This is a genomic window from Roseovarius sp. MBR-6 (assembly GCF_040547525.1).
GTDB lineage: Bacteria > Pseudomonadota > Alphaproteobacteria > Rhodobacterales > Rhodobacteraceae > Roseovarius.
The window spans coordinates 48,434-69,039 of sequence record NZ_JBEPPW010000003.1 but is presented as its reverse complement, the minus strand read 5'-3'; the positions used below and the strand labels follow the sequence as shown (position 1 = coordinate 69,039).

18 protein-coding genes are annotated in these 20,606 nt (G+C 66.3%); 14 read left to right on the top strand and 4 right to left on the bottom strand.

The features are described from left to right. The first annotated feature begins 17 nt into the window (after positions 1–17). From ABIE57_RS04880 to ABIE57_RS04830, 11 genes are all read left to right on the top strand, one after another. Positions 18–848, top strand: coding sequence for a cache domain-containing protein (locus tag ABIE57_RS04880; RefSeq protein ID WP_354537889.1), 831 nt, complete (start codon positions 18–20; stop codon positions 846–848). A gap of 24 nt (positions 849–872) precedes the next feature. Beyond that, entirely contained in the window at positions 873–1,751 is an 879-nt protein-coding gene (locus ABIE57_RS04875; RefSeq protein ID WP_354537888.1) for a sensor histidine kinase, read from the top strand. Then, entirely contained in the window at positions 1,748–3,088 is a 1,341-nt protein-coding gene (locus tag ABIE57_RS04870) for a sigma-54-dependent transcriptional regulator (protein WP_354537887.1), read from the top strand. Before ABIE57_RS04875 ends, ABIE57_RS04870 begins: the two co-directional genes overlap by 4 nt. A 121-nt stretch (positions 3,089–3,209) precedes the next feature. Then, positions 3,210–4,229 carry a C4-dicarboxylate TRAP transporter substrate-binding protein gene (locus tag ABIE57_RS04865; RefSeq protein ID WP_354537886.1) on the top strand — a complete coding sequence of 340 codons (1,020 nt, stop codon included), beginning with the start codon at positions 3,210–3,212 and terminating at the stop codon, positions 4,227–4,229. Between the two features lie 67 nt (positions 4,230–4,296). Further along, entirely contained in the window at positions 4,297–4,929 is a 633-nt protein-coding gene (locus tag ABIE57_RS04860) for a TRAP transporter small permease subunit (RefSeq protein WP_354537885.1), read from the top strand. Positions 4,930–4,941: 12 nt separating this feature from the next. Then, positions 4,942–6,342 carry a TRAP transporter large permease gene (locus ABIE57_RS04855; RefSeq protein WP_354537884.1) on the top strand — a complete coding sequence of 467 codons (1,401 nt, stop codon included), beginning with the start codon at positions 4,942–4,944 and terminating at the stop codon, positions 6,340–6,342. Between the two features lie 80 nt (positions 6,343–6,422). Next, positions 6,423–7,259 carry a flagellar motor protein MotB gene (locus ABIE57_RS04850; protein ID WP_354537883.1) on the top strand — a complete coding sequence of 279 codons (837 nt, stop codon included), beginning with the start codon at positions 6,423–6,425 and terminating at the stop codon, positions 7,257–7,259. A 100-nt stretch (positions 7,260–7,359) separates the two neighbouring features. Then, positions 7,360–8,661: a flagellar hook protein FlgE gene (locus tag ABIE57_RS04845; protein WP_354537882.1), complete on the top strand. Its 1,302-nt coding sequence runs from the start codon at positions 7,360–7,362 to the stop codon at positions 8,659–8,661. A 27-nt stretch (positions 8,662–8,688) separates the two neighbouring features. Then, the gene (locus ABIE57_RS04840; RefSeq protein WP_354537881.1) at positions 8,689–10,080 is read left to right on the top strand and encodes a FlgK family flagellar hook-associated protein; all 1,392 of its coding nucleotides are present in this window, start codon (positions 8,689–8,691) and stop codon (positions 10,078–10,080) included. Between the two features lie 2 nt (positions 10,081–10,082). After that, positions 10,083–11,087 (top strand): flagellin, encoded by a 1,005-nt coding sequence (locus ABIE57_RS04835; RefSeq protein ID WP_354537880.1) that lies wholly within the window; start codon positions 10,083–10,085, stop codon positions 11,085–11,087. Continuing rightward, entirely contained in the window at positions 11,084–12,199 is a 1,116-nt protein-coding gene (locus ABIE57_RS04830) for a flagellar basal body P-ring protein FlgI (protein ID WP_354537879.1), read from the top strand. The genes ABIE57_RS04835 and ABIE57_RS04830 overlap by 4 nt, the downstream gene beginning before the upstream one ends. Positions 12,200–12,280: 81 nt before the next feature. On the opposite strand, the gene pncB is transcribed toward ABIE57_RS04830, so the two are convergent. Next, positions 12,281–13,573 (bottom strand): nicotinate phosphoribosyltransferase, encoded by a 1,293-nt coding sequence (pncB, locus tag ABIE57_RS04825; RefSeq protein ID WP_354537878.1) that lies wholly within the window; start codon positions 13,571–13,573, stop codon positions 12,281–12,283. 36 nt (positions 13,574–13,609) lie between these two features. Further along, a complete protein-coding gene (locus ABIE57_RS04820; RefSeq protein ID WP_354537877.1) occupies positions 13,610–14,500 on the bottom strand; it encodes a LysR family transcriptional regulator in 891 nt (296 codons plus the stop codon). Between the two features lie 94 nt (positions 14,501–14,594). Here ABIE57_RS04820 and cuyA point away from each other — a divergent pair, with 94 nt between their 5' ends. The 3 genes from cuyA (at position 14,595) to ABIE57_RS04805 (ending at position 18,586) form a co-directional block, all read left to right on the top strand. Further along, on the top strand, positions 14,595–15,611 hold the full coding sequence (gene cuyA / locus ABIE57_RS04815; RefSeq protein ID WP_354537876.1) for a D-cysteate sulfo-lyase: 1,017 nt from the start codon (positions 14,595–14,597) through the stop codon (positions 15,609–15,611). Between the two features lie 112 nt (positions 15,612–15,723). Continuing rightward, positions 15,724–18,123, top strand: a complete 2,400-nt coding sequence (pheT, locus tag ABIE57_RS04810; protein WP_354537875.1) for a phenylalanine--tRNA ligase subunit beta — start codon at positions 15,724–15,726, stop codon at positions 18,121–18,123. Positions 18,124–18,139: 16 nt separating this feature from the next. Beyond that, positions 18,140–18,586, top strand: coding sequence for a YtoQ family protein (locus ABIE57_RS04805; protein ID WP_354537874.1), 447 nt, complete (start codon positions 18,140–18,142; stop codon positions 18,584–18,586). Here ABIE57_RS04805 and ABIE57_RS04800 read toward each other — a convergent pair. Beyond that, on the bottom strand, positions 18,575–18,997 hold the full coding sequence (locus ABIE57_RS04800) for a universal stress protein (protein ID WP_354537873.1): 423 nt from the start codon (positions 18,995–18,997) through the stop codon (positions 18,575–18,577). The genes ABIE57_RS04805 and ABIE57_RS04800 overlap by 12 nt on opposite strands. 94 nt (positions 18,998–19,091) lie before the next feature. After that, positions 19,092–20,606 (bottom strand): Asp-tRNA(Asn)/Glu-tRNA(Gln) amidotransferase subunit GatB, encoded by a 1,515-nt coding sequence (gene gatB, locus ABIE57_RS04795; RefSeq protein WP_354537872.1) that lies wholly within the window; start codon positions 20,604–20,606, stop codon positions 19,092–19,094.

Sequence of the window (20,606 nt, the reverse complement as noted above, 5' to 3'; positions counted from 1 at the left end):
CGGGTGATCCGGGCTGGATGGGCCTGACGCTGCGGACGCTGGCGCTGATGGCGGCGCTTGGCGTCGCCTTGGGCGTGTTTCTTGTCTCACTCGGCTTCTTTCGATCGGAGGAAGAGGCCAAGGCGGCGGGCCGGGTGTCGCTTTACCGCAGCATGGTTGTTTCCGAGGTCGAACGGTTCTCGCATCTCAGCTATGTTCTGGCCCGTGACACACGGGTGATCGAGACGGCGACGGGCGGGCCGGCGGCGGCGCTCGATGCGCGGCTGGCCGCCTTTGCCGCGCGTGCAGGCCTCGACGCGATTTATCTCATGCGGCCTGACGGCCTGACCATCGCCGCCTCCAACGTGGGCACGCCCGAGAGCTTTGTCGGGCAGGATTACGGCTTTCGGCCCTATTTTCAGGCGGCAATCGCGGGCGCTCAGGGCCGTTTCTACGGCATCGGCGCGACGACCGGATTGCCGGGCTATTTCATTGCCGATCCGGTGCGCGCGCCCGATGGCGGGCTTCTGGGGGTGATCGCGATCAAGCTTGATCTCACCGGGCTGGAAGAGACGTGGCGCGCGGCGGGCGAACAGGTGTTGCTGGCCAATCGGGATGGTGTCGTGATGCTGTCGTCAGAGCCGCGCTGGCGCTATCGCAGTCTGCGCGCGCTTGGCCCCGAACAGCGCGCCCGCATCGCGCAGGACCGGCAGTTTCCGGGCCAGCCGCTTGCGGCGCTCGACTGGCAGCCGCGCGACGGCGCGCGCGCGGTGATAGACGGGACCGAGCGTATCCATCTCACTGCCCCGATCGCGCCGCATGGCTGGGTGCTCCACTATTTCGCCGATGACAGCGCGGCACTGACCTGAAGTCTGCTCTCGACCGGTCTGGTCATGATCCTGACCGGTGCCGGGTTTCTCGTGGCACAGATCCGCCGGACGCGGCGCATGGGCGCGGCGCTGCGCCGCTCCGAGGCCGAAGAGGCGCAACTGCGCGAGGCCAACGAGCGGCTGGCGGTCGAGATCGAGGAGCGCCGCACCGCCGAGCGCCGGCTTGCGCGCACACAGGATGAGTTGGAGCGGGCGAGCCGACTGGCCGCCCTCGGGCAATTGGCGGCCTCGGTCACGCATGAATTGGGACAGCCCATCGCGGCGATGCGCAACCACCTGACGGCGGCCGAGATCGGCGGGCAACCGGCGGCGCGGATCATCCCCAGGATCACCGGCATCGTCGACCGGATGGAGGCGATCACGCGGCAATTGAAGTTCTTTGCCCGCAATGACCGGGAGGAGTTCGGGGCGGTCGATCTGCGCACGGCGGTGCAGGCGGCCTTGGCGCTGGTCGAGCCGAATATCGCGCGGGTCGGGGCCGAGGTCGTGCTCGACGTGCCCGATACGGCGGTTCCGGTGCGCGGCAATCAGTTGCGGCTGGAACAGGTGCTGACCAATGTGCTGCGCAATGCCGTCGACGCGGTGGAGGATCGGGCCGCGCGGCGGATCGACATCACGTTGGGGCAACGCGATGGCACGGGCTGGATCGAGGTGCGCGACACCGGGCACGGTCTGGGGCAGGCGCGCCTTGACGAGTTGCAGGAGCCGTTTGTCACCACCCGCGAGAGCGGGCGCGGCATGGGGCTGGGCCTTGCGATTTCCGCCAATATCGTCAAGGCACATCACGGCCGGTTGAGCGCCCATAACCTTGCAGAAGGCGGTGCCGTGTTCAGGATCGAGATCCCGCAAGAGGGGATGGATGAGGATCTGAGCGCGGCATGAGCATCCCCCACCCCCCTCGCATCCTGATCGTCGAGGATGACCGCGCGATGCGCCTGTCGCTGATCGACCTGCTGGAGGCGTCGGGCTGGTGCGTCGAGGCGCTGCCGCGCGCGGATCGGCTGGCCGGACGGCTGGAGGCGTTTCAGCCGGATGTGATCCTGTCGGATGTGCGCATGCCCGGCATGTCGGGGCTGGAGTTGCTGGACAGCCTCGACCGGGACCTCTCGCCGCCGCTGGTGCTGATTTCCGCACATGGCGACATTGCCATGGCGGTGGATGCGATGCAGCGCGGGGCCTACAGCTTTGTCGAGAAACCCTATGAGCCGCGCCGCTTGCTGAATATTCTGCATCATGCCGCCGATCAGCACGCGATGCGGCGCACGACCGAGCGGTTGAAATCGCGGCTGATGCAGCTTTCGGGGCTGGACCGGGTGCTGTTGGGCCAGACCCCCGAGACCGTTGCCCTGCGCGAGGAGGTGCTGGATCTGTCGCAGAGCGGGGCGGCGGTGATGGTGCAGGGCGAGACCGGCACCGGCAAGGAGCTCGTGGCGCGGGCGCTGCACGATCTGGGGGCGGATGCTGCGGGGCCGTTTGTCGCGCTCAATTGCGCCGCGCTTGCGCCCGAGGGGTTCGAGGCCGAGATGTTCGGCACCGAGGGCGGGGCGCGGGGGCGCCTTGCGGGGGCGGATGGCGGCACGCTCTTTCTTGACGAAATCTGCTCCTGCCCGATGCCGGTGCAAGCCAAGCTGTTGCGGGTGATCGAGGACAAGCAGGTGCTGCCCATCGGGGCCGAGGCACCGGTGCCGCTGCGTTTTCGGGTGATTTCGGCCACCAACGAGGACCCCGGGCAGGCGGTGCGCGAGGGGCGGTTGCGGGCCGATCTGCTTTACCGGCTCAATACCACGGTGATCGCCCTGCCGACGCTCCGGCAGCGGCGCGATGACGTGATTCTGCTCGCGGCGCGGTTTCTGGACGAGTTCGCGCGCGTCTACGAGACCCGCGCGCCGGACCTCGCGCCCGAGGACAGCGCCGCGCTTCTGTCGCATGACTGGCCCGGCAATGTGCGCGAATTGCGCAGCGTCTGCGAACGCCGCGTGCTGAGCGCGCGGCGCGGGGGCGGGTCGATGGTGCAGGCGCTGCGCCGCGATGCGCTGGCCGACGATGTGCCCGACACGCTGCGCGCCGCCGTGGCGGCCTTCGAGCGCGACCTCATCGCCAAGGCGATCACCGCGCATGAGGGCCGGATGGAGGCCGTGGCCGAGGCGCTGGGCATCGGGCGGCGCACGCTCAACGAGAAGATCGTCAAGCTGGGGCTGGACAAGGGGGCGCTGCTGTAGTCACCTTGCGGATATCCGCAGGGCGTTTGCCGGGGGGTGTGCGGTTTTCTTCCTAGTCAGGATGGCCGACATGCCCCAAGGTGGCACCCATAAGAATGGATGACATCTGGGAGGAGACACCATGAAGAAATATCTCAGCTATACCGCTGTTGCGGCGATCAGCCTTGCCTTTGCCGGCGAGGCGATGGCGACCGAATGGAACGTCTCGGTCTGGGGCAAGCGCCGCGCCTTTACCGAGCATGTCGAGAAACTGGCCGAGCTGGTGAGCGAAAAGACCAATGGCGAATTCACCATGAACATCAGCTATGGCGGCCTGTCGAACGAGCGCGAGAACCTTGACGGGATTTCCATCGGAGCCTTCGAGATGGCGCAGTTCTGCGCGGGCTATCACCCCGACAAGAACCCCTCGCTGACCGTGCTGGAACTGCCGTTCCTCGGGGTCGAGACGCTGGAACAGGAACGCGCGCTTTCCGAGGCGCTCTATGCGCATCCGGCCGTGAAGGCCGATCTGGCGCGCTGGAACGCGGTGCCGCTGATGCCATCGCCCATGCCGCAATACAATTTCGTCGGCACCGGCGACGCGCCGCGCACGCTCGACGATTACAAGGGCCTGACCGTGCGTGCGCTTGGCGGCATCGGCAAGGCCATGGAGGCTGTGGGCGCGGTGCCCACCTCGATGTCGGCGACCGAGGTGCGTCAGGCGATGGATAGCGGCGTGGTCAAGGCCGTCAGCTTCGCGCCCCACGCGCATATGTCCTTCTCGACCATCGAGAACGCGAAATGGTGGACCGGGAACCTCAATCCCGGCACGGTGAACTGCCCGGTGGTGGCCAATACCGATGCGCTCGATGCGCTGTCTGACGCGCATCGCGAGGCGCTTCTGGGCTCGATCGGCGAGGCGCTCGATCACTATGTCGACTACTATCTGAACGAGACGATGGCCGCCTGGGGCCCGGCGCTGTCGGAGCGGGGGATCGAGGTGATCACCTACGATCAGGCGACGCTCGACACCTTCTCCGGCACGGTCGCCGGTCCTGCCGCCGATGCGTGGATCAAGGACAATGCCGCGCGCGGCCTGCCCGCGCAGGAGATTTACGATTTCGCGACCAAGACGCTCGCGGATCTCAAGAGCGGCTCCTGACCCGTCCGGCCCGTCGCCGCAAAGGCGGCGGGCCATTCACGTTCCCCGGACATGAAGGAGGCAACGCATGGCCGGAGCCGCAACCGTCTTTTCCGATGACAGCCTGCTCAGCCGTGCCGACCGCGCGCTCTACCGCGCCGAGCGGTTTCTTGCCCTGCTGAGCGGGATCGCGGTGTTTTCGCTCATGGTGCTGGCCGTGGTCTCGGTCGGCGGGCGCAATTTCTTCGGTCAGCCGCTGCGCGGTTACGTGGACTGGATCGAACAGATCATGCCGCTCATCGCCTTCATGGGCGTGGCCTATACGCAGCGCGACGGCGGCCATATTCGCATGGATATCGTGGTGGGGATGTTGCGCGGGCGGGTGCTGTGGCTGGTGGAGCTGATCACGACCCTGGCGGTGCTGGTGCTGATGGTGTTGATGGTCTGGGGAAGCTGGGCGCATTTCGACCGGAGTTTCGACTGGAATGCGCCCCTCTGGAGCCGCGACAGCAGCATAGATATCGGCCTGCCGATCTGGCCTGCGAAGATCCTCGCGCCGATCGCCTTTGCCGTGCTGTCGCTGCGGCTTGCATTACAGGTCTGGGGGTTCGGGCGTGCGTTTGCCACCGGGGCGGAGCGCCCTGTGGCGGTGCCGTTGATCGAGGACGCCGCGACGCAGGCGGCCCGCGAGGCCGCGCATGTCAGCGCGCGAGAGCAATGAGAGGCGGGGCGCATGGATCCCATTGATATCGGGCTGGCGGTCACCGGCATCATGCTGGTTGTCGTGGTGCTGGGGATGCGCGTGGCCTATGCGGCCGCGCTGGCGGGGATGCTCGGGCTTGTCTGGATCTTCTGGTCGAAGAAGGGTTATGCGGGCGACGAATTCCTGTGGGCGCTGACCGTCGCGGTCAAGACCGCCGGGCAGGTGCCCCATTCCAAGGTCAGCTCACAGGCGCTCAGCCTCATTCCCACCTTCATCCTGATCGGTTATCTCGCCTATTACGCGGGGCTCACGCGCGCGCTTTTCGAGGCGGCGAAACGCTGGATCGCCTGGGTGCCGGGGGGGCTTGCCGTCTCGACCGTCTTTGCCACCGCCGGGTTTGCCGCCGTCTCGGGGGCGAGCGTGGCGACGGCGGCGGTCTTCGCGCGCATCGCCATCCCCGAGATGCTCAAGATCGGCTATGACAAGCGCTTTGCTGCGGGCGTGGTGGCGGCGGCGGGGACGCTGGCCTCGCTCATCCCGCCCTCGGCGCTTCTGGTGATCTATGCCATCATCGTCGAGCAGGACGTGGGCAAGCTCTTGCTGGCGGGGTTCATTCCGGGCGTGTTCTCGGCCTTTGTCTATGCCTTTCTCATCGTCGGGATGGCCATGACGATCAAGGGCTTCGGCCCGCCTGTGGGCGGCTTTACCTGGCGCGAGCGGTTCTCTTCCCTGCCCCCGGCCCTGCCCATCGTGTTCGTCGTCGTGACGATCATCTTCTTCGTCTACAACCCGTTCGGCGGCGATGCCTGGGGGACCCCCACCGAAGGCGGGGCAATCGGCGCGTTCGTGGTGTTTCTCATGGCGCTTTACCGCGGCATGCGCTGGCCCGAGTTGAAGGATGCGCTGCTGGAAACCGCGAAGCTCTCGGTGATGATCTTCACGATCATCTGGGGGGTGCTCATCTATGTGCGCTTTCTCGGCTTCGCTGATCTGCCCCATGCCTTTTCCGAATGGATCACCTCGCTTACGATGTCGCCGATGCTCATCCTCATCTGCATTCTGCTGGCCTATGCGGTGCTGGGCATGTTCATGGATGCGATCGGGATGCTGCTCTTGACGCTGCCGGTGGTCTATCCGGCGGTCATGGCGCTCAATGGCGGCGTGAACGTGGCGGCTGCGGACAGCACATTCGGCATGTCGGGACCCATGTGCGCGATCTGGTTCGGCATCCTCGTGGTCAAGATGGCCGAGTTTTGCCTGATCACGCCGCCCATCGGCCTCAACTGTTTCGTCGTGGCGGGCGTGCGGCCCGATATCAGCGTGCAGGACGTGTTCCGCGGCGTCATGCCCTTCTTCATTGCCGACGCGGTGACAATCGCGCTTCTGGTGGCCTTTCCGATGATCGTTCTCTGGCTGCCGAGCCTGGCGTGAAATCGTGAAAACTTGAGGTGTTAACGGCCCCTTAATCGCCTGCGTGCTATGCCTTGCGACGGGTGAGAGAGGTGGTGAGAATGGATGCGCGCAGCAATGCCGCGCCGGTCATCATCAAACGGAAAAAGATCGTCGCGGGCGGCGGACATCACGGCGGGGCCTGGAAAGTGGCCTATGCCGATTTTGTCACCGCGATGATGGCGTTTTTCCTGCTGATGTGGCTGTTGGGCGCGACGACCGAAAAACAACGCAAGGGCATTGCCGACTATTTCAACCCGACCGTGCCGGTGAACCGGGTGTCGGGCGGCGGCAGCGGTGCCTTTGGCGGCGATTCGATCTTTTCAGAGCAGAACCTTGCACAGAGCGGCACCGGGGCATCGAGCCTTCACGGCACCGAAAGCCGGCAGGCGCGGGGCGATCTGGGCGTGAGCAGCGAAGGCGCAGAGGCCGACGAGGTGACATTCGCCGAAGTGCAGGAGGCGTTTCGTGGCCGCAGCGGCGAGAGCCTCGCCTCTGAGGATATCCTGCGCCACATCGTGACGCGCGTGACCGATGAGGGGCTTATCATCGAGATTTCCGATCTCGATGGCGCGCCGCTCTTTCAGGGCGAAGGGCCGGACCCCACCGCCCTCTTGCGTGACATTGCCGCTCTTGTCGCCGAGGTTCTGGAGCTTGTGCGCAACGATCTGGCCATTGCCGCCCATACCCGTGCCCGCCCGGTGATTCTGATCGATAACCCGGTTTGGGATCTTTCTGCCGCACGCGCCAACCGGATGCGCCTCCTGCTGGAGGAGGCGGGCACGCGCCCTGCCCGGATGCGCCGGGTTACAGGCCATGCCGACCGCGCGCCCATAATCGCCAACCCGATGGATTCTCGGAACAATCGGGTGGAGGTGATCGTGCTGCGGTCAGGCTGAAGGACCGTGTCCTGACGCGTTCTGGCATTAGGTGCCTGTTAATCCGGAGCGCGTATGACTGGGCTGGAGACGGTGAACGATCCAGTTGAAAGGCGTGTCCATGACGATTTCTTCTTCCCTGAACGCAAGTGTCGCGGGGCTCAATGCCAATGCCTCGCGTCTTGCGGCGATTTCCGACAATATCGCCAATTCCTCGACCGCCGGCTATCGCCGGGTCGAGACAAGCTTTGATTCGCTGGTTCTTGCGGGCAACGGTGGCACCTATACGGCGGGCGGTGTGCGCGCCACAACCGAACGGCTTGTCGATCAGGGCGGCTCGCTCGTCACCACCTCGAACCCCACGGATCTCGCCGTGCGCGGGCGGGGCTTCCTGCCGGTCGCGCTCTCGAGCGAACTGGAGTTGGCGAATGGCAGCCCGCAAATGCTCCTGACCACGACCGGATCGTTTCGAACCGATGCGCAGGGGCGGCTTGTCACGGCGTCCGGGCTGACGCTTCTGGGTTGGCCGGCCGATGCCAGCGGCACGGTGCCCACTTTCCCACGCGATACCAGCGATGGCCTCGTCCCGGTGCAGATCAACGTCAACCAGCTTGTCGGCGAGCCGACGACAAGCATCAATCTGGGCGTCAACCTGCCCGCGACCGAGACAGAAGCCGGGGCTGCCGCCACGCCGCGTGATCTCTCGATCGAGTATTTCGACAACCTTGGACGATCCGAAACCGTCCTCGTCACCTTCACCCCGACCGTGCCCGCCACGGGCACATCCAATCTCTGGACCATGACGCTGCGCGACTCCGCCCAGGACGGGGCCGTGATCGGCGAATACACGATCGAATTCGACGATTCGCGGACGGCCGGCGGCACCTTGCTCGATGTCACGACGCTGAGCGGCGGGCCCTATGACCCCGCGACCGGACGCGTGCTCGTCTCGGTCGAGGGGGGGCCGATGGAGATCACGATCGGTCGCCCCGGCACCTCTGACGGGTTGACGCAACTCTCCGACAGCTTTGCCCCCCTGTCGATCTCCAAGGATGGCTCGCCCGTGGGCAACATGGTTTCGGTCGAAGTCGATGCCAACGGGTTCGTCCATGCCACCTTCGACACCGGCGCGACGCGGACCATCTTCCAGGTGCCGCTGGTCGATCTGCCCAATCCCAACGGCATGATTTCCCTCGACCGGCAGACATACCGCCCCTCCATCGACAGCGGCAGCTTCTTCCTGTGGGATGCGGGCGACGGGCCGACCGGTGACATGGTCGCCTTTGCCCGACAGGAATCGGCCACCGACGTGGCGCGTGAACTGACCGACATGATCCAGACGCAGCGGGCCTATTCCTCGAATGCGCGCGTGGTGCAGACCGTCGACGAGATGTTGCAGGAAACCACCAATATCATCCGTTGATCGCGGATCGCCTGAAGGAGCCGGACCATGAGCCTTTCATCCGCCCTTGGAAGCGCCCTGACCGGGCTCGTGGCGAATGCCCGCAGGACCGATGTCATCGCGGGCAATCTCGCCAACATGCTGACGCCGGGCCACGCCCCGCGCGAGCTTGGCGTCGAGGCGCGGCTTGATGGCGGGGTGCGCGTCACCGGGATCACGCGCCGTCTCGATCCGGTGCTTCTGGGTGACCGGCGGCTGGCCGACAGCGCCGCCGCCGGGGCCGAGGCGCGCGCGGTCTTCGCGGCGGCCCTCGAACGTGCGATTCCGGCGGCAGACACGCCCGGCAGCCTTTCGGACCGGTTGGGCCGGTTCGAGGCCGCTCTCGTGACGGCCACGGCCCGCCCCGAGGACGATCTGCGCCTTGCCGCTGTCCTGCGCGAGGCGGACGGTCTGGCCGTGGCCCTCAATACCGCGTCTGCCGGGATCGACAGCCTGCGCAGCCGCGCCGATACCGAGATCGCGCAGGCTGTCGACAGTCTCAACACCGGTCTGCTGCGGGTCGAGCAGATCAATGCCCGCATCGTCGCCGCGCAGGTCACGGGACAGGAGACCGCCACGCTTGAGGACCTCCGCCAAAGCGAGATCGACGCGCTGGCCACGCTTGTGCCGCTCCGGCAACTGGACCGCGCCAACGGGTCGGTGGCGCTTGTGACCACGGGCGGCGCGCTTTTGCTTGACGGGCGCGCGGCGCTTGTCGAATTCGACGCATCACGACGGGTGACCCCGGAGATGAGCCTGGAGGGCGGTCAGCTCTCCGGGTTGCGCCTTGACGGGCGCGACATCGCGGTATCGGACAAGGGTCCCTTGGCTGGTGGGCGCCTGAGCGCGCTTTTCGACAATCGCGACCGGCTTGGCCCAGAGGCCCGGGCCGCGCTCGATGCTGTGGCGCGCGATCTCATCGAGCGGGTCGAGGCGCTGACCCCGCGACCCGCTTTGGGCCTCTTCACCGATGGCGGCGCGCGCCTCGATCCGGGCATGATCACCGGCCTCGCGGGGCGCATCGCGGTCACTCCGCTGGTCGACCCCGAGCAAGGCGGCGCGCTCTTCCGTCTGCGCGATGGTCCCGACGCCGCAACGCCCGCCGCCCCTGCGGAGGCGCCTTATCTGACGGCCCTGATCGTGGCGCTGGCCGGGCCGCCCCCGCTTGCCGGCGACATGGCTCAGCTCGAAAGCGGGATGGCGCAGACCCGCCTCGCCACCGAAGAGGAGTTGAGCTTCACCTCCGGTCGGACCGGGTCGCTGCGCCTGATCGAGCTTGAAGGCGGTGTCGACAGCGATGCCGAGATGCAACGGCTCTTGCTGGTCGAGCAGGCCTTCGCGGCCAATGCCCGCATGATCCAGACAATTGACGACATGATGCAAACCCTTTTGAGGATCTGACCATGACCCTGCAATCCATCGGCGATCTGGCACAAGAGTTCGTTCTGCGCAGACAGGCGGTTTCGCTCACACGCGAGATGAACCGGCTCACGCAGGAGGTCTCGACCGGGCAGGCGGCCGATCTTGCAAGGCACCTGTCGGGTCATCTCGCGCCGCTTGCCGATATCGACCGCGCGCTTGTCCTGGCCGAGGCGCAGAGCGGCGCGGCGCGGCTTGCGGCCACGGACGCCGCGCTCATGCAAACCGCGCTCGAGCGCGTTCAGACCGAGGCACAGCGCCTTGCCGAGGTGGCCCTTGCCGTGCCTGCCGGGGGCGGGTCGACTTCGCTTCTCGTCGCAGAGGCACGCGGCGCGCTCTCGGCGATGATCGGCGCGCTCAATGTCGATGCGGCAGGTCGTGCGCTGTTCTCGGGCGACCGCTCGGATGTCGCGCCGATGGCCTCGGCCGAGACGCTTCTGACCGGATTGCGCGCGGCGCTTGCGGGGGCACCGGACCGTGCCGGGATCGAGACGGCGCTTGATGCGTTCTTCGACGCGCCGGGGGGGGGCTTCGAGGCGGCGGTCTATCGCGGTGGCACGGGCTCTGCTGCGGGCGTGTCGCTTGGCGCCGGAGAGACCGTTGCGCTGAGCATCCGGGCCGATGATGCGGCGCTCCGGAGCCAACTCAAGAGCACGGCCATGGCAGCGCTCGTCGACGACGAAAGTCTTTCCCTGAGCAGCGCGGACCGCCGGGCCATGGCCGGGGCGCTCGGCGAACGGCTGCTGGCGGGGCAGGAGGGCGTGATCGGGCTGCGCGCGCGGCTGGGCACCGCCGAGGCCCGCATCGACGCGGCTGCAAGCCGCATCGGGGCGGAGAAAACCGGTCTTGCCATCGCCCGCAACGATCTTGTCTCCGTGGATGTCTTCGCCTCTGCCACGGCGCTCGAGGGGGTGCAGTTCCAGCTCGAGGCGCTTTATACGATCACCGCCCGGACGGCGCGGCTCAACCTCGCGGCCTTCCTGTCATGAACCGCCTCGCACGGCTGCTTGCGACCGTTCTGGTGCTGGCGGGCCTGACCCTTGCCCCCGCAGTCGCTGGTCCGGTCCGCATCAAGGACCTTGTCGAATTCGATGGGGTGCGCGGCAATGACCTGCTGGGCTACGGCCTTGTGGTCGGGCTGAACGGCACGGGTGACGCGTTGCGCAATTCCCCCTTCACCGAGGAGTTGATGTCCAACATCCTCGAGCGCCTTGGCATCAATGTCACGGGCGAGCAGTTTCGACCCAAGAACGTCGCTGCGGTGCTGGTGACGGCGGAATTGCCGGCCTTTGCGCGCGCAGGCAGCCAGATCGACGTGACCGTATCGGCCATCGGCGACGCCAAGAGTCTTCTGGGCGGCACGCTGATCATGACGCCGCTCAACGCCGCCGACGGGCAGATCTATGCCGTGGCGCAGGGCACGATCATCGCCGGGGGCGTGGCGGCGGAGGGTGAGGCAGGCGGCGTCGTCCAGGGCGTGCCGACCTCGGGCACGATCCCCTCCGGCGCGCGGATCGAGCGCGAGGTGGATTTCGATTTCGCCGGGCTGGAGACCGTCCGGCTGGCGTTGCGCGAGCCGGATTTCACCACTGCGGGCCGGATCGAGCAGGCGATCAACGGTGCCGTCGGGCAACCGGTGGCGCTGATGCTCGATCCGGGCACGGTGCGGCTCGACCTGGCGCGGATGCGCGCACGTTCCCCTGCCCATGCCATCGGCCGTGTCGAGAACCTCATGGTCGAGCCGCAGCGCCGCGCGCGCGTCGTGGTCGATCAGCGCTCGGGCACCATCGTCATGGGGCAGGATGTGCGCATCTCTCGCGTTGCCGTCTCGCAAGGCAATCTCACGCTGCGCATCCAGGAAACGCCGCTTGCCGTGCAGCCCAACCCCTTCGCGCGGGGCGAGACGGTGGTGGTGCCGCGCACCGAGGCCGAGATCGAGGAGGAGCCGGGCATCGGCCTGGCCGAGGTGCCCGAAGGCACCTCGCTCGCCGAGGTGATCGCGGGGCTGAACGCGCTTGGCGTGGCCCCGCGCGACATGATCGACATTCTCAAGAGCATCAAGGCGGCGGGCGCGCTTCACGCCGAATTCGTCGTGCGTTGAGGGCGCGTGACACACCGTGCGGTCGCGCCCGCAAGTCACCGTGCATTGGGCGCGCCCGGGTTTCTTCCTGCAAGGTCTGTGTCAGACCACCACGTCGATCTCGGGCTGTGCCCCCACGCCGAAGACGCGACGATAACGGGCGATTTCATCGGCCGGGCCCATCGCCTTGCGTGGATTGTCCGAGAGCTTGACCGTGGGCCGCCCGTTGGCCGAAACCGCCTTGCAGACCAGCGAGAAGGGCGCGAGCACATCGCCCGTTGTCAGCCCGCGAAAATCGTTGGTGAGCAGCGTGCCCCAGCCAAACGAGGTGCGCACCCGCCCCGAAAAGCGTGCATGCAACTCTGCGATGCGCGCCACGTCGAGCCCGTCGGAAAAGATCACCATCTTCTCGCGCGGGTCCTCGCCGCGCGCCTGCCACCAGCGGATCGCGGTTTCAGCCCCGGCCTCGGGCGCGCCCGAATCGATGCGAATCCCGGTCCACCCGGCAAGCCAGTCGGGCGCACGCTCGAGAAACCCTTCGGTGCCGTAGGTGTCGGGCAGGATGATGCGCAGATTGCCATCATGTTCCTCGTGCCAGTCGGCGAGCACACGGTAGGGTGCCTGCGCGAGATCCTCATCGGTCTCGGCCAGTGCGGCGTAGACCATCGGCAACTCATGGGCGTTGGTGCCGATCGCCTCGAGATCGCGGTTCTTGGCGATAAGACAATTGGAGGTGCCCACAAAGCGCTCGCCCAGACCCTCGCGCATGGCTTGCACGCACCAGTCCTGCCAGAGAAAGGAATGCCGCCGCCTTGTGCCGAAATCGGCAATGCGCAGGCCCTCGAGAGGGCGCAGCCGCTCGACCTTTTCCCAAAGCTTGGTCATGGCGCGCGCATAGAGCACCTGAAGCTCGAATTTCTTCATGCCCCCCAGCACGGCGCGCGCGCGCAATTCCATCAGCACGGCGAGCGCGGGGATCTCCCAGAGCATCACCTCGGGCCAGGAGCCCTCGAAGGTCAGCTCGTATTGCCCGTCGCGCCGCTCGAGATGATAGGGCGGCAGGCGCAAGCCCTCGAACCAGTCCATGAATTCGGGCGTGAACATCTGCCGCTTGCCGTAGAAGGTGTTGCCGCGCATCCAGGTGCTCTCGCCGCGCGACAGCGACAGCGTGCGGATATGGTCAAGCTGCTCGCGCAACTCGCCCTCGTCCACGAGATCGGCCAGCCGCACCGCCGTGCTCCGGTTGATCAGTGAAAACGTCACCTGCGTGTCGGGCCGGTTGCGCAACACCGACTGGCACATCAGCAGTTTGTAGAAATCCGTGTCGATCAGCGACCGCACGATCGGATCCATCTTCCAGCGGTGATTGTAGACGCGGGTGGCGATATCGACCATGGCGCGGCCTCCGGGCAGGGCAATGGCGCGGTTAAATCAAAGCGGCGCGGCGCGCGCAAGGCCACCCAGGCCGGCAAGGCGCTGCCAGTCCTCTTCCCAGCCCGCGCCCTGACCGGCCAGACGCAGCATCCAGAGCGCCATGTCGAGCGCGGGAAGGCGGGGGGCAAGGCTGATCAGACGGCCCGCGTCCAGATCGGGCTGCGCCATTGCCTCGGGCAGCCAGGCAAGGCCGATGCCCCGCCGCGCATATTCATGCGCGGCCAGTGTGAGCGCGGTCTCGGCACAGCGCCGCAACCGCAGCCCCGGGGCAATCCGGGGCAGGAGTGCGCGATCCATCACCTGGCCCAGGAAGACGTCGCCGGGATAGCCGACATAGGGCATGTCATCTGCGGTCATGAGCGCGGGCGCGGCCACCGGCAAGAGCCGCTCGAGGCCAAGTGGGGCGCGCTCGAACGCAGCCCCCATGGCCAGCGGCGCGACCTCGGGCACGTCATAGACCACCGCCAGATCGGCCTCGCGCGCGAGCAGGCGCAGGAGGCATTCCTCGCGGTTTTCCGAGCGCACCCGCACCGGGCGGCTCTGGCCCTGTGTCAGCACCGCGACGATGGCGGGCGAATGGGTGGTGGTGATCGCGTGCTGACAGGCCAGCGTCAGGCCGCGCGCACCGCCGCTTTGCACCAGCCCCTCGCGCAATTGCCGCAACTGCGCGGCAAGGCTGCGCATGGCGGGCAGGTGCTGTGTCACCTCGGGCAAGAGCGTGAGCGGCTTGCGCCGCCGCTCGAAGAGCGGCTGCCCGAGTGCTGCCTCGATCGCCCGCAGCCGCCGGGTAAAGGCCGATTGGCTGACATGACGCAGGGTGGCGGCACGCGCCAACGATCCGGCATCGGCCACGGCAAGGATATCGTCGAGCCATTCAAGGCGCATCATGCAGACCTTGCATTATTTTCAGCCAGATTAGCATTGGACAGGGCGTTTGTCGCGCCTTAGCGTGCTGAAATCGCATATTTTCGGAGTGACCCCCATGCATCTCGCCCGCTTCCCCCGCACTTTTCTTGCCCATCTGCCGACCCCGCTGGAACGGCTCGACCGGCTGACCAAGGAGCTTGGTGGCCCCGAAATCTGGATCAAGCGCGATGATTGCACCGGGCTCAGCACCGGCGGCAACAAGACCCGCAAGCTCGAATTCCTGATGGCCGAGGCCGAGGCAGAGGGCGCCGACATGGTGATGACCCAAGGCGCCACGCAGTCGAACCATGCCCGCCAGACTGCGGCCTTCGCCGCCAAGCTGGGGATGGACTGCCATATCCTGCTCGAGGACCGGACCGGCTCGAACAACGCGAATTACAACAATAACGGCAACGTGCTGCTCGATCATCTGCACGGGGCCACGACCGAAAAGCGCCCCGGCGGCGGTGACATGAACGCCGAGATGGAGCAGGTGGCCGAGCGTTTCCGCGCCGAGGGCCGCAAGGTTTACACCATCCCCGGTGGCGGCTCGAACCCCACGGGCGCGCTCGGTTATGTCAATTGCGCCTTCGAGATGCTGGGCCAGTTCAACGACCGGGGCCTCAAGGTGGATCACATCGTCCACGCCACCGGAAGTGCCGGCACGCAGGCGGGCCTCATCACGGGCCTGAAGGCGATGAATGCGCAGATCCCGCTTCTGGGCATCGGCGTGCGCGCGCCGAAGGTCAAGCAGGAGGAAAACGTCTACAACCTCGCCTGTGCGACCGCCGAAAAGCTGGGCTGTGCGGGCGTGGTGGCGCGCGAGGATGTGGTCGCCAATACCGATTACGTGGGCGAGGGTTACGGCATCCCCACCCAAAGCGGCCTGGAGGCGATCAGGATGTTCGCCGAGTTGGAGGCGATCCTGCTCGATCCGGTCTATTCGGCCAAGGGGGCGGCGGGGTTCATCGACCTGATCCGCAAGGGCCATTTCAAGAAGGGCGAGCGGGTGGTGTTCCTGCATACCGGCGGGGCCGTGGCGCTTTTTGGCTATGATGCCGCGTTCGATTTCTCGGGCCGCTGGAAGGGCTGACAAACCGGGCGATATGACTGCGATGAAAGCCCCGCCGCGAAGCGGGGTTTTCCCTTGCGCCCATATCCGCTAAAGCGCAGGGAAACGCGGGCTTGCAGGCGGAAAACACCCCATGAAATTCACCCTCTCCTGGCTGAAAGACCATCTCGACACGAAGGCCACGGTCGATGAGATCGCCGAGGCGCTGACCGATCTGGGCCTCGAGGTCGAAGGCGTTGCCGATCCGGCGGCGCGGCTTGCGGCGTTTACCATCGGCAAGGTGCTCAGCGCCGAGCAACACCCCGATGCCGACCGGCTACGCGTCTGCCGGGTGGCCACCGATGAGGGCGAGGTGCAGATCGTCTGCGGCGCGCCCAATGCGCGGGAGGGCATCACCGTGGTGATCGCAAAGCCGGGCGTTTATGTGCCCGGCATCGACACCACCATCGGCGTTGGCAAGATACGCGGCATCGAGAGCGCGGGCATGATGTGCTCGGAGCGCGAGATGGAACTCAGCGAAGAGCATGACGGCATCATCGAACTGCCCTCGGGCGAGGTGGGCGAACGGTTTACCGACTGGCTGGCGGTGCATCATCCCTCCAGGGTGGATCCGGTGATCGAGATCGCGATCACGCCGAACCGGCCCGACGCGCTTGGCGTGCGCGGCATTGCGCGTGACCTTGCCGCGCGTGGCCTGGGGACGCTGCGCCCCGAAAGCCCCGCGCACATGGAGGGGCAATTCACCTGCCCGATCACCGTGAGCATCGACGAGGATGCGGCGACCGGCGGTTGTGAGGTCTTTGCCGGACGGCTCATCCGGGGCGTGCAGAACGGCCCCTCGCCCGAGTGGCTGCAAACGCGCCTGCGCGCCATCGGGCTGCGGCCCATATCGGCGCTGGTCGATATCACCAATTTCTTCACCTATGACCGCAACCGCCCGCTGCATGTCTTTGACGCCGACAAGGTGACTGGGAACCTGCGGGTGCATCGCACGGCGGGCGGCGAGGTGCTGACCGGTCTGGATGAGAAAGACTACACCTTCGGCCCCGGCCAGGTGGTGATTTCCGATGACAATGGCATCGAGAGCATCGGCGGCATCATGGGGGGGCTGGCCACCGGCTGCACCCATGAGACCGTCAACGTGTTTCTGGAGGCCGCCGTCTGGGACCGGGTGCAGATTGCCACGACGGGGCGCGCGCTGCGGATCAATTCGGATGCGCGCTATCGCAACGAGCGCGGGATCGACCCGGCCTTCAACATGGAGGCGCTCGACCTGGCGACGCAAATGATCCTCGATCTCTGCGGTGGCGAGCCGTCCAACCGCGTCGTGGCAGGCCGCGTGCCGGACGTGGCGCGCGCCTACCGGCTCGATCCGGCGCGGGTGCAGTCGCTGGTGGGTATGGACATTCCCGAAAGCGAGCAGCGCCAGACGCTGACCGCGCTCGGTTTCCGGCTCGAAGGCAACATGGCGCATGTGCCAAGCTGGCGACCCGATATTCTGGGCGAGGCCGATCTGGTTGAAGAGGTGGCGCGCATTGCCTCGCTCACGAGGCTCATGGGCCGCCCGATGGCGCGCGCCTTGCCGGGTGTGCCCAAGCCCATTCTCAGCCCCGCGCAAAAGCGCGAGCAGATCGCGCGCCGCACCATGGCGAGCCTTGGCTACAACGAATGCGTCACCTACAGCTTCATCGACCACGCGGCCGCCACGCTTTTCGGCGGCGGCGATGACGCCACCATGCTGGCCAACCCGATCAGCAGCGACCTGAGCCACATGCGCCCCGATCTTCTGCCGGGCCTGTTGCGCGCGGCTGCGCGCAACCAGGCGCGCGGGATCATGGATCTGGCGCTCTTCGAGGTGGGCCACGCCTTTCACGGCGGCGAGCCGGGTGAGCAACACATGCAGGTTGCGGGCCTGCTCATCGGGCGGACCGGCCCGCGAGAGGCCCATGGCAGCACGCGCGCGGTCGATCTCTTCGACGCCAAGGCCGATGCCGAGGCGGTGCTGGGTGCCATCGGTGCGCCCTCGAAGGTGCAGATCCTGCGCGACGGGCCGGGCTGGTTCCATCCGGGGCGGCACGGGCGGATCTGTCTGGGGCCGAAAAAGGTGTTGGGTATTTTCGGCGAGGTGCATCCGCGCGTCCTTGCCGCGCTCGACGTGAAAGGGCCTGCCGTGGCCTTCACGCTTTATCCAGAGGAAGTGCCCTTGCCGCGCAAGGCAGGCGCCACGCGCGGCGCGCTCGACATCAGCGACCTGCAAGCGGTCGAGCGCGATTTCGCCGTTGTCGTCGATGCGGGCACAGAGGCGCTCAGCCTTGTCAACGCCGCGGCCGGGGCCGACAAGACGCTCATCGAAGAGGTGCGCGTCTTTGACCAGTTCATCGGCGGCAACCTTGGTGCGGGCAAGAAATCGCTGGCTGTGACGGTGCGGCTCCAGCCGCGCGACAAGACACTCACCGAAGCCGATATCGAGGCGGTGTCCGCGAAGATCATCGAGAAAGTCACCAAGGCCACCGGCGGCACGCTGCGCGGCTAGGGATCAGGAGGCATCCATGCTCAACGTTTATCTTTCGGGCGAGATTCACACCGACTGGCGCGAGCGGATCACCGAGGGGGCGGCGGGGCTCGACGTGACCTTCTTTGGTCCCGTGACCGATCACGCGGCCAGCGATGATTGCGGGGTGGCGATCCTGGGCGCGGAGCCGGACAAGTATTGGCACGACCACAAGGGCGCGATGCTCAACGCGATCCGCACCCGCAAGGGGATTTCCGACGCCGATATCGTGGTGGTCCGCTTTGGTGACAAATACAAGCAGTGGAATGCCGCCTTTGATGCGGGCTATGCCGCAGCACTTGGCAAGTCGCTGATCATCCTGCAACCGCCCGAGCATGACCACGCCCTCAAGGAAGTGGATGCAGCCGCGCTTGCCGTGGCGCGCACGCCCGAAGAGGTGGTGGCGATCCTGCGCTACGTTCTCGAGGGCAGGCTACCCGCCTGACCCCCGCACCACGTAGACCGAACATTCCGCGTGGGTGACGACGTGGCTCGCCGTGGTGCCAAGCAGGTAATCCTGCACCTTGGGGTTGGCGGCCTCCATCACGATCAGGTCCACCTTGCGCTCGTGTGCGAGCTTGACGATCTGGCGATGCACCGCGCCCTTGCGGACGATCTGTTCGACCTCGACCCCCTCGGCGGGGTTGGCGGCAACGAACTTGCTCAATTCCCCGGACCAATAAGCCGCGGAATCGCGGATGTTGAGATTGCGCTCCATCTCTGGCGCGACAGTGGCGACGATGAGTTTCGCGCCGCGCCTCTGCGCCATCTCGACGGCCTCGGTATAGGCGAGATGCTCGATTTTCACATGGCGCAGGTTGACGGGGCAGAGGATAAGGCGGGTCTGGCGGGGCATGGCGGCTCCGTTACGAAAGAGGACAGCCCCTTTTTAACCGCTGCCCCCCGCCGTGACAGCCCCCATGCGCCGCCTGCGCGACAGAAGCGACCGCTCAGAGACCGAGCCTCGCCGCCACGATATCGTTGACGGCCTTGGGATTGGCGCGGCCGCCGGTGGCCTTCATCACTTGCCCCACGAACCAGCCCGCAAGCTTGGGATTGGCTTGCGCCTTTTCCACTTGCGCGGGGTTGGCGGCGATGATCTCGTCCACTGCCCGCTCGATGGCGCCGGTGTCGGTGACCTGTTTCATGCCGCGCTCTTCGACGATCTGCTCGGGATCGCCCCCTTCCGTATAGACGATCTCGAAGAGGTCCTTGGCGATCTTGCCGGAAATGGCGTCGGACTTGATGAGCCGCACGATGGCCCCGAGTTGCGCCGGGCTGACCGGGCTTTCTTCGATGCTGTGATCCTCTTTCTTCAACCGCCCGAAAAGCTCGTTGATGACCCAGTTCGCGGCCAGCTTGCCATCGCCCGCATCCGCCGCCACCGCCTCGAAATAATCGGCATTCGCGACCTCTGCGGTCAGCACCGAGGCGTCATATTCCGAGAGGCCGAATTCCAGCACGAAGCGCGCCTTCTTGGCGTCGGGCAGTTCCGGCAGGCCGGCCTTGATGCTGTCCACCCATGCCTGCTCGATCTCGAGCGGCAAAAGGTCGGGATCGGGGAAATAGCGGTAATCATGCGCCTCCTCCTTGGAGCGCATGGAGCGGGTTTCGCCCTTGTCGGGATCGTAAAGGCGGGTTTCCTGCACCACCGCGCCGCCCCCCTCGACAATGGCAATCTGGCGGCGGGCCTCATAGTCGATGGCTGCCTGGATAAAGCGCATGGAGTTCATGTTCTTGATCTCGCAGCGGGTGCCGAGATGCGCGAAATCCTGCGTCTCCATGTATTTCTCATACTGCCCCGGACGGCAGATCGAGACGTTCACATCGGCGCGCAGGTTGCCGTTCTGCATGTTACCGTCGCAGGTGCCAAGATAGCGCAGGATCTGGCGCAGCTTGGCGATATAGGCGGCGGCCTCTTCAGGGCCGCGAATGTCGGGGCGGCTGACGATTTCCATCAGGCAGACGCCGGTGCGGTTCAGGTCCACGAAGGACATCGCCGGGTCCATGTCATGAATGCTCTTGCCGGCGTCCTGCTCCATGTGGATGCGTTCGATGCGCACAAGGCGGGCCACGCCGGGGGCCATGTCCACAAGGATTTCCCCCTCGCCCACCAGCGGGTGATAAAGCTGGCTGATCTGGTAGCCCTGCGGCAGGTCGGGATAGAAATAGTTCTTGCGGTCGAACGCCGACCAGAGATTGATCTGTGCGTTGAGGCCAAGACCGGTGCGCACCGCCTGCTCGACGCAGAAATCGTTGATGACCGGCAGCATCCCCGGCATGGCGGCATCGACGAAGGCGACGTTGGAATTGGGTTCGGCCCCGAATCGTGTCGAGGCCCCGGAAAAGAGCTTGGCATTCGAGGCCACCTGCGCATGCACCTCCATCCCGATCACCAGTTCCCAATCATGCGTCGCCCCGGCGATTACCTTGGGTTTGGGGGCGTCATAGGTGAGGTCCAGCAT